The sequence below is a fragment of the Flavobacterium sp. genome, assembly GCF_043722275.1.
GTDB lineage: Bacteria > Bacteroidota > Bacteroidia > Flavobacteriales > Flavobacteriaceae > Flavobacterium.
Window position 1 is genome coordinate 14,883 of record NZ_JAYSPC010000073.1, and the last position, 13,388, is coordinate 28,270.

Annotated in this window: 10 protein-coding genes and 1 pseudogene; all 11 read right to left on the reverse strand. The window is 32.6% G+C overall.

Translation table 11 applies throughout. From position 1 onward, the window contains the following. Positions 1–214: 214 nt before the first annotated feature. The 11 genes and pseudogenes from ACHZDT_RS10015 to ACHZDT_RS10065 all read right to left on the reverse strand — a co-directional run bounded on the left by ACHZDT_RS10015 (position 215) and on the right by ACHZDT_RS10065 (position 13,257). Positions 215–1,504 (reverse strand): phenylacetate--CoA ligase family protein, encoded by a 1,290-nt coding sequence (locus tag ACHZDT_RS10015; RefSeq protein WP_394774482.1) that lies wholly within the window; start codon positions 1,502–1,504, stop codon positions 215–217. Then, positions 1,501–3,168, reverse strand: coding sequence for a C45 family autoproteolytic acyltransferase/hydolase (locus ACHZDT_RS10020; RefSeq protein WP_394774483.1), 1,668 nt, complete (start codon positions 3,166–3,168; stop codon positions 1,501–1,503). The genes ACHZDT_RS10015 and ACHZDT_RS10020 overlap by 4 nt, the downstream gene beginning before the upstream one ends. Before the next feature lie 21 nt (positions 3,169–3,189). Then, on the reverse strand, positions 3,190–3,744 hold the full coding sequence (fic, locus tag ACHZDT_RS10025; RefSeq protein ID WP_394774484.1) for a protein adenylyltransferase Fic: 555 nt from the start codon (positions 3,742–3,744) through the stop codon (positions 3,190–3,192). Between the two features lie 97 nt (positions 3,745–3,841). Next, positions 3,842–5,359 (reverse strand): phytoene desaturase family protein, encoded by a 1,518-nt coding sequence (locus ACHZDT_RS10030; RefSeq protein WP_394774485.1) that lies wholly within the window; start codon positions 5,357–5,359, stop codon positions 3,842–3,844. Between the two features lies 1 nt (position 5,360). Then, the gene (locus tag ACHZDT_RS10035; RefSeq protein WP_394774486.1) at positions 5,361–9,041 is read right to left on the reverse strand and encodes a 1-acyl-sn-glycerol-3-phosphate acyltransferase; all 3,681 of its coding nucleotides are present in this window, start codon (positions 9,039–9,041) and stop codon (positions 5,361–5,363) included. 257 nt (positions 9,042–9,298) lie between these two features. Beyond that, positions 9,299–10,485: pseudogene (locus ACHZDT_RS10040) on the reverse strand (DUF2062 domain-containing protein). A gap of 17 nt (positions 10,486–10,502) precedes the next feature. Continuing rightward, the gene (locus tag ACHZDT_RS10045) at positions 10,503–10,988 is read right to left on the reverse strand and encodes a hypothetical protein (RefSeq protein WP_394774487.1); all 486 of its coding nucleotides are present in this window, start codon (positions 10,986–10,988) and stop codon (positions 10,503–10,505) included. A 2-nt stretch (positions 10,989–10,990) separates the two neighbouring features. Further along, positions 10,991–11,362: a 3-hydroxyacyl-ACP dehydratase gene (locus tag ACHZDT_RS10050; protein ID WP_394774488.1), complete on the reverse strand. Its 372-nt coding sequence runs from the start codon at positions 11,360–11,362 to the stop codon at positions 10,991–10,993. 6 nt (positions 11,363–11,368) lie between these two features. After that, positions 11,369–11,983, reverse strand: coding sequence for a porin family protein (locus ACHZDT_RS10055; protein WP_394774489.1), 615 nt, complete (start codon positions 11,981–11,983; stop codon positions 11,369–11,371). Positions 11,984–12,020: 37 nt separating this feature from the next. After that, the gene (locus tag ACHZDT_RS10060; RefSeq protein ID WP_394774490.1) at positions 12,021–12,656 is read right to left on the reverse strand and encodes a hypothetical protein; all 636 of its coding nucleotides are present in this window, start codon (positions 12,654–12,656) and stop codon (positions 12,021–12,023) included. After that, positions 12,622–13,257 (reverse strand): outer membrane lipoprotein carrier protein LolA, encoded by a 636-nt coding sequence (locus tag ACHZDT_RS10065; protein WP_394774491.1) that lies wholly within the window; start codon positions 13,255–13,257, stop codon positions 12,622–12,624. The genes ACHZDT_RS10060 and ACHZDT_RS10065 overlap by 35 nt, the downstream gene beginning before the upstream one ends. Positions 13,258–13,388: the final 131 nt, after the last annotated feature.

A 13,388-nucleotide genomic window follows, 5' to 3' on the forward strand; every position in this document is an offset into this window, starting at 1 on the left:
ATATATTGTAGAGATGGATTTTAATCCATCTTTTCAAAGTGTAACCACAATTTTGTCATTTCGATCGTAGGGAGAAATCACACTAGAAACTAACATACAGTGTGTGCTCCCTGGATGTGATTTCTCCTTTAGTCGAAATGATACATAGAAGACCTTTTGGAAAATAGATTATACCCATTGTCCCTATGAACCTTTGCAACTTTGTAGCTTTTTCCTAAACTCTATAATCAAAAAACCGAATCGGTTTTCGACTCATCGGGTTAAAAACCAAAGGATTCAAACTTTCTTTTGAAGCGAATTCAATCTTTGGCGTAACTCTTAATTTAGCCCTGAAATGATCTTTGATTTCCTGTAAAAATTCGGTAGATTGATTTTTTACGGCAATTTTTATCACAATTTCATCCGTTCCCAGATCGTTAGTAGAAATCTCGATAATATGATTTTCGATATTGTCGAAACCACTCAAAACATCGTTCATCGCTGGTGGATATAATGTCGTTCCTTTGTATTTAATCATTTGTTTTTTGCGCCCAACAACTGGACCAACCCGCAAAGTATTTCTTCCGCAAGCGCAGGGACTATTATGTAATTGAACAATATCTCCGGTTTTAAAACGCAATAAAGGCATGGCTTCAATACCTAAAGTAGTAAAAGTCAATTCGCCAATTTCTCCATCTTTTACAGGAATATTATTTTCGTCGAGCACTTCGACAATAATCAATTCCGGATGATGATGCCCACCAACTCCGTGCTCACATTCTGTAAAAGCAGTGCTCATTTCTGTCGAAGCATAGGTCGAAAACAACTTAATATTCCACTTTTCAGTGATTTTATTGGACAAAATATTCATCGAAAAATCCTGATTTCTTAGCGATTCTCCAATGCAAATTGCACCTTTTATACTTGAATTATTATAATCAATTCCGTGCGCTTCCGCATATTCAATTAACTTCAATAAAAACGACGGAACAGTAATTAAATAAGAAGGTTTATATTTTAAAATAGAATCCCATTGCAATTCCGGAATTCCGGCGCCAACACGAATAACACCTACTTTTAGTTTTCGTAATCCAAGAAAATAAGCCAAACCGGCCATAAATTTTCTATCAATTGTAGTCATTAATTGTACGACATCACCTTCTGCAATTCCGGCGCAGGCAAACGAAATAGCTTCATTATAAGCCAATCGGTCTAAGTCAGAATCCGTTAAACCAAAAGTTACAGGATCTCCTAAAGTTCCCGAAGTCGAAGCGTAATCAATGATTTTGTTTTGCGGAACACACAGAAAATCATCGTTATATTCCTGTAAATCTTCCTTTGTAGTTACAGGTAAATGCTGTAAAGCTTCAAGAGTTTTAACCTTCGAAATATCAATGTTTTGTCCAGCAAAAAGACGTTTATAAAAAGGTGAATTTTCGCTTATATAGTGTAAAAGTTCCGCTAATTTCTGCTCTTGAAAATTTTTAATTTGTTCTAAAGAATCTTTTTCTATTAATGGAATCATTGTAATTTTCTTTTGATTTTTTTTAAATACTTTTCAATAGCTCTTTTGTCAGGAACAGTTGTAATTTCGTTGGTTAATGCTTTCTCAAAATTAGCTTGGGAAAGCTTGTATTCTTTTTGTTGATAAAAGTACAACCCTGCTTTGTAATACACAACCCAATAATCAGGGTTTAAGGATTGATATTGTTGGATAAATTCAAGGCTAATAACTTCTTTGTTTTTGAGCCATAAATCTATTTTGTCATCTTCAATTCTAAACTTCTGATAGTTTTTATATTGAATAGTTTCTAAAAACGGATCTTTTGGAATATTTAAATTTTTCTGTTGAAAAGACGTAATTATTTTCGCTTTTCTTTCTTTAAAAACAGAATCCAGGTTATAACAAACAAATTCTCCTAATTGATATGGATTTGCCGAAACCCAAACCAGTTTTTCTTTCGGTTTAAAAATAACGCCGTGATGCGCCATCAATTGATTCAGCGCTTTTTCGTTGCCAAAACCCAATTCAATATTTTGTAAACCTTCTTTATTTCTTAAAATATCTGATGCAATTTTTGGATTGATTTTAGGATTTTCAGCAAAAAGTTCCTGCATTCTTTCAAAGCGATATTCAGAATGACTATTGGCAATTTGAGATTGATTTCGTTTTTCGTTTTTTAAATCTTCGCCCTGAAAATGATTCGAACAAAATAACTGATTACTATTTGGAACTTCGTAAACGTCCATTTTTTTCGGTGAAACTTCTATCAAAACAGCTTTATTATCGTTCGCACTTCCAACCATAATAGATTCTGAAACAAAGACTTCACTTTTTTTTGCAATTGCAATAGCTTCCTCAATATTCTTGGCATGCTGTAAAATTTCACGGGTCAAAATCGAAATTGGCGTTTTGGCAATCAAAGGAATTTTAGATTTCGAAGCATTAATTGTAACCGTTAAACCTTCTACATTCATTCCGGAAACGGCGCCAATCATTCCCGACCACGTAACCATCATAAATTGATGACCATCTTTCGGATTTATAAACGCAACGATTTTATTTTCCGCGAAAGCGTCATTCACATAAAAGTCAAAATTACGTCCCAGAATTAAATTTCCATCTCCAGATTTTTCTCCCCAAGCCGCAAAAGAGGAGCAGCCCACCAAAGCCAAATCCTGCAAAGCGTGACCAATATCGTGCGCGGCATGCAAGTACAAACTGCGCTGATATTGTGGTGCAATGTTGTCAAAATCATGTGTGGTATATTGCGAAACACCAAAAATCTCCGTTTGATATTCGTCAGGAACATTCGTATATAATTTTCGATTGTACCATTTTAGAAAATTCCGAAGTAATTTTTGCTGAAATTTGGACGGAACAATATCCTTTATTTTAGAGAAAAATATCTGCTCTTGTTTTTTTAAAAGAGAATCTGATAAAGCGCCTGTATTGAGACCAATTTCCAGCGGATCACCTTCAACATATAGTTCCCAAATGCCTTGTTTATTTTTTAAAAACGAATTTTTTCCCGAAGTAAAAACACTATCAGATTGTTTTGTAACAACAGGTTTTGTTGCATTATATTGAGAAATTTCAGGCTGATGACGCATAGATTTTGACGTTCCGCAAGATGCCAACATCAATAAAAAACCAACGAAAAAAAAGAATCTAATTGGGCTTTTCATACCTATCCAAGAATAAAGGCCTTATTCATTGTTATCTTTCTCATAACCTTCATAGTAATATGACTGTTCGATTCCTTTAAAAATAACGTCTCTATTGTTAACTTCGTCAGTTAGATTTTCCTTTAATAAAGTTCTTAATTCCAAATCGTTAATAGGGCTTCTTTCCATTGACTGCAAATAAAGAGTTTTGTCAACGAATTGCCAGTTGACAACTTTATTGAGTTGGTTTTTTAAAATCATATCCAGCCATATTCTCATAGATCTGCCATTGCCTTCCATAAAAGGATGAGCAATATTCATCTCAACATATTTAGCAATAATTTCTTCAAAACTGTTTTCTGGCATTTGCTCAATCTTCACTAGAATTTCATTAAGATATAATGCATTTGCAAATCTAAAACCACCTTTTGAAATATTGAGTTTTCTTATTTCTCCGGCAAAATCATATAAATGATGAAATAAATAATGGTGAATTGCCTTAAAACCTTTGGTTGTGCCAACTTCTATTTTGTCTATATCATTCGATTCAAATAATCGATATGCATTTTCTAAACTGTTCTTGTCAATATTTTTCATAGAGATTTTGTACCAAATTTAAGTCGAAATCAAAATTACAATTTAATTCCTAAATTAGAAATTTAATGTTTTCGCTTCGAAGTCATGTTCCCACATTTTATTCAGATGCCTGATTAATTTTAGTCACTAAATATTCTTTTCCAAGAATCTCTGAGCAAGTTACAACCGCTCCAATCGTAACGCCTAAAACGCCGTGCATATTAATACTTTGGCCCGTAAGATATAAATTATCCAGCTTGGTTTTTGACGGAATCAAAGTTTTCATTGGATTATTAGAATCTTTAACATAACCGTACATATTGCCGTTATCTCCGCCAATGTAATCGCGATAGGAGAGTGGTGTCGAGGTATGAAACGATTGAATACAATCTTTGATACCTGGAAATTTTATCTCAATTTCATCTAAAAATTTAGCCGCTTTTCTAGATTTAAATTCCTCATAACTTTCTCCACGATCATTTTCTTCAACGGTTGTATTAAAAGTATTCATCCACGAAGCGACATCATCATATTTCATGTAAGTGATAAAAGTCATTCCTTCAGCCCAAACTTCCTGTTTTTTCGAAGCATTCATAGAAGCCATAAAAGCTTTTGGCCACGAATTTTCATCGTAATCATGAGCCGTCCAGACTTCAGAACTTTTTTTGAAATGATAATGATTGTGATTGATGTATTTAAAAGTTTCCGGCTTAAAAACGATGTATAAACTAAACGCCGAAATAACACCTTCCAGACTTTGAACCCTGCTGTAAAATGACTTTCGAAAGTTTTCTTCGCCAGCCAGTTTAAGCGTAGTTTTTGGTTCAATATTCGAAATAAAATAAGAACCAGAAACCTGAGTTCCGTCTTTCATGTCGACCGAAGTTACTTTTTTATCTTCAACATTAAATTTGGTAACTTCTTTGTATTTATAAAATTCCCCACCGTGTTTTTTAAGCTGTTTTAAAAGTTGCTTCGTGATCTGACTTCCGCCATTTATACAACGCCATGAACTTTGAATGTATGAGTTGACCGAAAGCGCATGAACGTAAAAAGGTGATTTGTCAGCAATGCCGGCGTACAAAAAATTTGAACCGGATAAAACGGCTTTTAATTTTTCATTCTGAGTACATTCCTCGATCGTTTCTTTAGCATTAAGACTTAAAATTTCATTATCATATTTGCCGTCCCATTCTAAATTATACAGCGGAAAACATTCACAGATTGCTTTAATTTTTTTGCAATAGTCTTCGATATTTGCTTTTTCGTCAGGGAAAAAATGCACTAATTGATTCGCAAAATTATCATATCCCTGTGCATGAGGATATTCGTTTTCATCATCTTCAAAAGAGATAACGTCGAAACCATTTTCATCTAATTTTTTAAGATTAAGATGATCCATAATTCCCAAATACTTGAAATATTTATATAAATTTTGTCCTTCGCCTAAACCTCCGATGTAATGAATTCCGGTATCAAAAATAGTTTTATCACGTACAAAAGTTTGCAGATTTCCGCCGTATTGATTATTTTTTTCAAGCACACAAACGCGATAACCTTCTTTCGCCAGAATAATTGCCGAGACTAATCCGCCTAAACCGCTGCCCACAATTACAACATCGTATTGCTCTTTCATCCTAAATTTTCTTTAATACGATTATAGCATTATCCTCTGAAACAGACTCAAAACCAAAGTCAATTATTGTGTTTTTTAAACCCAGACCATTAATTAATATAACGCAGGAAGTGGTAGAAATTACTTTTTCAAGATCATCTTTATAACTTTCATCAGAAATTAAAATTGCTTCATATTCATTTTCTAAAGCTAATTCGAGATAATCCAGATAAGAAATCTTTCTCTTTTTAAGGAAATAATTCGTTTTGGAAACTTCCAGTTTTTCCTCGTCAGAATTGTATGAAAGTACTTTTCGCTGTGGTTCCTGTAAAGTCAGCAAAACGTCTAATTGTCCGTAATCATTTGACAAATGCAATAATTTAGCTTTCGCCGAAAGGTGTTTATTAAGATGATAATACGTTTCTAAATTGTTTTTTAAATCGCTTTTTACACTATTTATGATTTCAATTTCCTTGTAATCAAAACTATGAATAATCATTTTTTTGAAATAATCCGGACCTTCTAATTCCTGACGGACTTTATGGAATTCGGCTTTAAAATAAGCACTTAATTTTTTTGTTCTTTCGACATAATTTTTCCCGAAAGAAAGATTATCCGGAGTAATTCTTTCTAAAATAGAAACGGTAACAAAACTATGATGAATCACAAAATCGCCTTTCGGAATAGCCTCTGAAGCGCCGTGAATTAAGACAGGAACAATATCCAGATTAAATTCTTCGGCAAGATAAAAAGCACCTTTATGAAAACGCTTGATCTGATTACTTTCTGAACGTGTTCCTTCAGGAAAAATCATTAACGAATATCCTTCATTTACTTTTTGGCGCAAATGTTCAACTCCGCCTTCAATTCCTTCAGAAACCGGATAAAAACCTGCTTTTCTAACCGTTCCGCCAAAAATAGGAGAGTTGTAAACCCAGTCATTTACCAGAAATATAATTTTCGGACTCAACATTCCCATTGCCAGAATGTCAATAAACGATGAATGATTGGCAATAATTATCGCTGGTTTTTCAAAGGTTTCATTAAAATTATTAATAACTTTTTTATGTAAAAACGGACTTGAATACAATACAGAATTCATGAATCTTGAAATGCAATAACGGAATGCTTTCATCTTCGTTTTTTCCTTTATCGGAAGAATTGGCATAATCGTCATACTGAAAATCGACATCAAAATTCCGCCAAGTCCATAATAGGTAAACGAAATAATTCCGTGAATGAAAGTTCGCAATACAAAAGGCGGATTTCCTTTTTTCGAACGATTTGATATAAATAATTTAAACAGAATTGGATAAAATATAAACGTAATAATCAACGCGGCAAAAACCCCAATTAATGAAACCGAAGATATAGATCGTAATGCTGGATGACGTGCAAAAATCATCGCGCCAATTCCTAAAATCGTCGTGATAACCGCCAGGATTATTGAAGTTCTGTAAATTGCAATTTCATTTTTTCCCGTAGTATATTCTTTTTGAAGCGCGCTTGTCATGAAAATACTAAAATCGACACCATGACCAAAAATCAGCGTGCAAACAATCATGCTGAAAATGTTCATTTGAATACCAAATATCCCCATTATTCCTGCCGTTACAATTCCGGTTAAAGCAATCGGGATGCAACTTACAATTACCAATTCCAGTCTTCTGAAAAAGAAAAACAAAATCAGGATTACGGCAACAAACGAATAATTAACAAGCGAATTAAAATCAGTTTTTAAGGTACTAAAAAACGTTTCATTCATTTGCTGACGATCAATTGCAATCAGATTATTTTTGGCGGAAGCCGATTTTACAAAAGCATCACGTTGTTTAGGTGTTACTTTTACCAAAGTTGAAATCGTGAAAAAACCATTTTTTTCCGTCACAAATTCTTTCAATTGCAAAGCCTGAATTTTCAGATAATCCTGCGCCGAAATAGGTTTAAAATTAAAATCTAAATGATCAAAAAAAGCAGAATATGTAGTAGGTTTGAAACCGAGTTTTGAACCTTCGGCAATTAATTGTGATTCTAAAAGTTGCTTTTTATTGACATCCCAAAACGTATTCCACTTATCAATTTTTTGTTTTTGTTCCTTCTGCGAAAGCATAATTCCGCCAACTGAACTGAAATTCAATATTTTATTCGTCTGCTTTTCTTTTGATAAATCGGCAAAAAGCTGAGAGTTATTTTGCAAAACTTCCTCCATACTTTTTCCGTATGAAGCCACATAAATGGTTTTTGAAGTTAAACTGGTACTTTCTTCAAGGTCTTTTTCTGCCGCTTTAATTTCTTTTGGAACAAAATTCAGTTGTGATAAATCATTATTGAATCCAACATTATTATAAGTGAAACAACAAATAATCGTGATTAAAACACAAAAACCAATTAGATATTTATTGTTGTGAAACGAGAAATGAGCTAATTTATCAATCACATTTTTCTTGTGATCGAAATTGTTTTCTTTTGGTTTATACAAATGTGGAACAATCAAAAGCGAGAAAATACCAGTTACCATAACAATTACAGCAGCAAAAATTCCTAAGTCGTTCAAAGCATCTGATTTTACAAACAGCAAACATAAAAATGCAACCGCCGTTGTTGAACTGCTCATAATTACTGGCATTGTAATGTCTTTGTACAAAGTTTTTACATCGCTGTTATGTTTGTAATGTGTTAGAATATGTATCGAATAATCAATCGTGATTCCTAATAAAATAGAACCAATTCCCAATGAGATTGCAGAAATTTGTTCCTTCACAAGATATAAAAATGCAACGGCAAACAAAGCACCAAAAACCGTTGGAAGAAAAATGATTAACGGAATCCATACTTTTCTATAGAATAAAATCAAAATCAACATGAGCGTAATCATCGCAATTGTTGTCGTTAAAATAATATCGCTTTTGATTTGATTGGCATTTGCAACCGCAATCAAAGCAGAACCGAAATAACTAATTGAAGTTTTTGTTTTGAATTTCTGATTTAAATTTTCCTGAATTGATTTTAGTTTATTAGCAAAAATTGTGTTCTTTTCAGTTTCGCTCGACGGAAGATTTGACGTGATAAAAAGCAATAATTTCTTTTTGTCTTTGGTCATTACAAAACCATTGTCAAGCGTAAAATCGTCACCAATATTTAATTGTTGTAATTTTTTTAAAGCGATAAACGAAATTCCAAGCGGATCCTGCAATATAAAATCTTTGGTTACAAATCCCGACGGAGAAATAATCGACTTGTAATTTCCCTGAACCGTTGCTGCGATACTGTCTTTTTGAAGCTTATTCTGAATTGCTGTATAATCTTTATTCTCCAGAAACAACGGTAAATTGTTGTAAACAAAATCTATAGTTTCCTGAATGTTTTCTTCGTCAATTTTCCCCTGAATTCCGGTTATGTAAGGTTTGCAGGATTTAGCAACACTGTCGGAAAAAATGGTTGCCATTTCTTTTAGATCTTCATCGGTTCCGTTTTTATCAAGTTTGAAAATAACAGTAATTTTATCAGCAAAATTAAGTTGTTTCAAAACTTTTGCCGTAACATCAGATTTATCGTTTGTTGGAATAAGCTTGGTAATATCTTCTTCAAATTTAATTTTAGAAGCGAAAAATCCAAAAATAAAAAGCATTAAAACAGCCAAAACCACCGATAAAGTTTTTCGTCGGTTTACAAATAAGTGAATGGCGTAGAAGTATTGATGCATAATTATTTATTATTGTTTTCCCTGAGATTATTTACTTTTTGCCACAGATTAAAATGATTAGATTGATTTAAAATCTTTATCATTTCGCCACGACACGAGCGACAGCGAACTGGCGAAGCAATTTCACAAATTTACAGGAATTTAATTTGTGCTAATTTGTGAAATTTGTGGTAAAAAAATCATTTTAATCCTTTAATCTGTGGCATTTTTTTAGCGATTTATTAAAAAAAAAATTCGTGCTAATTCGTGGCAAACCTCTATTCAATATTTGTTTTATTCTTAGAACTAAAAGCCGTTAAAAGTAAATAACTTAAAAGACCAAAAGTCGGCGCCAAAACGGATGCTAAAATAAGACTTCCCACGATATATTGCGTAGCATTTTTTTGAATATCATCAAGTGTGACCGAACTATCTAAAATTAAAGGAGCTTCATTCGAAACAAAGTAACTTCCCATTTTTAAAGAACCATAAATAACAAAGGGAATAAAAGGCGGAAAACTCACGTTTGAAGACAGATAAGCAATGACCTTGTTGAGCCTGAATAAAGCTGCAAACGTAAAAAGCAACACAGTTTGAAATCCCCAAAAAGGAGAAATCCCAATAAAAATCCCCAAAGCAATCGCCGCAGATTTTTTGAAATTAGAATCATTGCTTTCTAAAATATCTTCAAGAAAGAATTTTTTAAAGCCTTTTTTTTTGCCCGCCTGAAGAAATCTCGCGGTTTAATATATAACAAAGCATTGATAACCAAAACCGTATTTAAAATACTGATCCGGGTAAAATCTTTGAAAGGGCGGAAATGGGAAACGCGTTCTGCGGGATCGTATAAAATCTGAATCGGAATATTTTTAACAACAATTCCTTTCCAGGCAGAACGAACAATAACTTCAATTTCGAACTCAAATTTATTGGTATAAAATTGCTTCGGAATTAAGCGTAAAGGATATAATCGAAATCCGGATTGAGTATCTTCTAATACAATTCCGGTTTCAAACTTAAACCAGAAATTTGAAAATTTATTCCCAAAACTACTTTTCTTTGGCACATTTTCCTGTGTCATATTTCGGCTTCCAATCAAAAGAGAATTAGGTTCGTTTTGAATTTCTTGAATAAAAAGAGGAATGTCGGCAGCAAAATGTTGTCCGTCAGAATCAATTGTGATGGCGTATTCGAAATTGAGTTCAATTGCTTTTCTAAAACCATTTCGGAGCGCTCTTCCTTTTCCTAAATTCTTAGGATGGTGAATTTGAGTCAGCTCCGAATATTGTTTTAAAATTTCGCTCGTTGAATCTGTTGAACCGTCATTAACAATAATAATATTTTGGGTGAAATCTAAAATAGAATCCAAGACTCTTTTAAGCGTTTTGTGATTATTGTACGTGGGAACAATGACACAAAAAGAGGTCGAATTAAGCAGATTCTGCTGTGATAAAGTAGGTTTCATTTAGTGTTTTTGTGAGCTTACTTCACAAACTGTTTTTCTTTTTCAGAGAAACTTTTAGATTGTAAAACAAAATCTTTTAGATAATCTTTCAAAACACCGCTTTGCTCTGCATAATGCGTTGTTATGAATTTTTTATCTTCTTTAATATTTTTTTTGTATCCCGTAATTCCCGGAACATCTTCCTGAATACTCAATCGTATCATTCTGATTTCGATATTATTTGGGTCACTTTTTAAAGTGGCTTCAAGCAATTTTGCACCTTCTTTAAAACGGGAAATTTTACTTCCTATTAAGCTTTCAAACTTAGAATCGACCAAAATTGAAGCCGCTTTGTAAGCGACTAAAATTTTATCTTCGGTATTTGAAATTCCGGCAAGTTTATCTGTAAATTCTTTTGCGTTTGCTTCTGATTTTGCAACATCAGGATACATTTTTCGGATAGCTGCCAAATCTGGATTTGCGGCAAAATTTATCCATAGAAGTAGTGAGAATAGTAATTTCATAGTTATAATTTTTTGTACACATTGCTTAATTTCAAAGCAACCGTATCGTTAAAATATGTGGTGTTTTTCACCTTTACCAAATCATCTTCTGTGGTTGTAATATCAAGTTCTAAACGCAACTCCGGATTCATTTCCGGATTGATCAATGCCATGAATTTTACATTCGTCAGTGTTTGTATCATCAACGAACTTTTCGTAATCGACTCTGTAAGTTCTTTAATAATCTGAATCATGCAAACGCCCGGCATAATTGGGTTTCCTGGAAAATGACCTTTAAAAACCTCATGATTGGCATTAACTAATATACGAAAATTAAATTTAGCATCTCCCGTTTTTTCTTCTGAAAGAACTTTATAAAAGTCTTTTAAAACCATATTTTTTTATTTTACTTTGAAAGTGTAACTAATACCAATCTGGAAAACCTGATTTAAAATTAGATCATTATAGTAATAATTATCGTTATCATATTCGATTCCGTCATAGCCATAAATATCAATTAAACCTTGTTTAAATCTTGCCTCAAAAGTCAAACCATTTGGTAATGTATAACCTAATCCGGCAACGATCGAAAAGTCAAAATCGATAGGATTAAAACCATATCGGCCAAAATTATCACTTGTTTTAAAATCAGCTGAAGGTCCGGCTAAAATATGAAAACCTTTTCCGCCAAAGTTGAATTTAGCAACAGCTCCAAGCGATAAATAATCCAGTTCATATTTTACAGGCGTTCCAAAATCCGGGTTTTGATCACTATAATACCTTCCTTCAGAACCTTGTCTTGAATAGGTTAATTCCGGCTGAAGCGTAAAATATTTATTGAATTTTATGTCAACTAATCCACCAACATAAAAATCTGATTTCATACCATTATCATCAATATTGCTTAAACTCGACAGCGTTAAACCTCCGCGCAATCCCGGACTAACCGTTACTTGTGCACTTGACGATACAATACCTATAAATAAAACAAAAGCAATTACGGTTAATTTTTTCATTCTGGTTTGATTTAAAGTTTATGATTAGTTTAAATTTCTATTCTGATTTGAAATAATTGAATTCAATTTTCAACTTGATATTTTGATGAACAATTTCAATCTTCTCGGCAAAAATATTGTTTTCTGAACTAAATGTCAGCGTAAATTTTTCTTTTGTTTTAGAAGAATGAACGACTTTTTCTAATTTCTGACCCTTTTTTGAGATAAAAAGATAATTGTCGCGTTTTTCGTCTTTCGATTTATAAATATCAGCCGAATCATTTTCAAATTGTTCGTCAATCAGGTATTCTTTTTTCAGAAGCAAACGAAAATCTTCTTTTAAAGTATTGATCAGAATCTTTCGGTCTAATTCTGAAACAATCGAATTGACTTTGAAACTAGTATCAGAAATTTCAAAATCTAACAATTTGTTACCAAATTCCGTGGTGAAAACAATTCGATGTATTGTGTCATTTATTTTTTTAGCAATGAAAATCCCGCTAATCTCATTTCCGTAAACCGTGATATTCGTTTTATAAACATAATCTTTTTTAGAATCTGAAAAATAGGGAACTTCATAAGACGTTTTGTCTAATTTTTTTGGAGTATAATTTTTTGTAACCGAGCCACAAGAAACTAAAACAATCGCCAGAAAGCAATTAATTATTAAAAACTGAATCGTCGATTTTTGCATTGATCACTTTATTTTTAAGTACAATTCGGGTATAATCTTCAGATGATTCCAATAATTTTACCTGAATAACGGTTGCCTCTTCTTTGTCGAAAGTCAGTTCGATTTGTTTGATGTATTTTTTCAGAGTAGCATCTTTCGGAACAAATTTTGCCAGATTCTGACCTTTTAATTTAAAATACGAAATCGTAAATGCTGCATCATCAAACATATTTCCGCTCACGCTTCCAACGATTAATTTATTGATGCGGCCAAAGATTTTGCTGTTGCCAATATCAACTGCGCTTTTCTTTCCTTCGTCGTTAATCAGGATTTTTCCGTTTTTAAAAACAATACTATAATTGTACGGTTTTTTATATTGCCATTGTAAAAGATTCGGTTCCTTAAAAATCATTTTCCCCGAAGTTTCAATGTCTTTCGATAAAAAATCTAAATGTTTGTATTGAACAAAATCCGTACTCAAGGTTTTGATTTTTTTCGAAATCACATTTACATCTTGTTTGAAAGTTGCAATTTCAGCATCCGTCATTTTTTGTTCCTGAGCAAATAAAGAAATGCCGGAAATGTTAAGTAAAAAAAAGAGAATATATATTTTAGTTTTCATAGATTGTTAAATATTGTGCTTTAAAATGTTTTGCCACAGATTAAATGATTGTCACAGATTATTATTTAATTAAGCATTTGATAAAATCCTTTTTATCCGCGTCTTCGCTTTAGCGAATCCGTTTTATCCGC

Bases quoted from the DNA above. Each gene is read 5' to 3' on its own strand.
- ACHZDT_RS10030 (WP_394774485.1), bottom strand. From the start codon at position 5,359: ATGAAAGAGCAATACGATGTTGTAATTGTGGGCAGCGGTTTAGGCGGA.
- ACHZDT_RS10050 (WP_394774488.1), bottom strand. From the start codon at position 11,362: ATGGTTTTAAAAGACTTTTATAAAGTTCTTTCAGAAGAAAAAACGGGA.
- ACHZDT_RS10065 (WP_394774491.1), bottom strand. From the start codon at position 13,257: ATGAAAACTAAAATATATATTCTCTTTTTTTTACTTAACATTTCCGGC.
- ACHZDT_RS10015 (WP_394774482.1), bottom strand. From the start codon at position 1,504: ATGATTCCATTAATAGAAAAAGATTCTTTAGAACAAATTAAAAATTTT.
- ACHZDT_RS10045 (WP_394774487.1), bottom strand. From the start codon at position 10,988: ATGAAATTACTATTCTCACTACTTCTATGGATAAATTTTGCCGCAAAT.
- fic (WP_394774484.1), bottom strand. From the start codon at position 3,744: ATGAAAAATATTGACAAGAACAGTTTAGAAAATGCATATCGATTATTT.
- ACHZDT_RS10020 (WP_394774483.1), bottom strand. From the start codon at position 3,168: ATGAAAAGCCCAATTAGATTCTTTTTTTTCGTTGGTTTTTTATTGATG.
- ACHZDT_RS10035 (WP_394774486.1), bottom strand. From the start codon at position 9,041: ATGCATCAATACTTCTACGCCATTCACTTATTTGTAAACCGACGAAAA.
- ACHZDT_RS10055 (WP_394774489.1), bottom strand. From the start codon at position 11,983: ATGAAAAAATTAACCGTAATTGCTTTTGTTTTATTTATAGGTATTGTA.
- ACHZDT_RS10060 (WP_394774490.1), bottom strand. From the start codon at position 12,656: ATGCAAAAATCGACGATTCAGTTTTTAATAATTAATTGCTTTCTGGCG.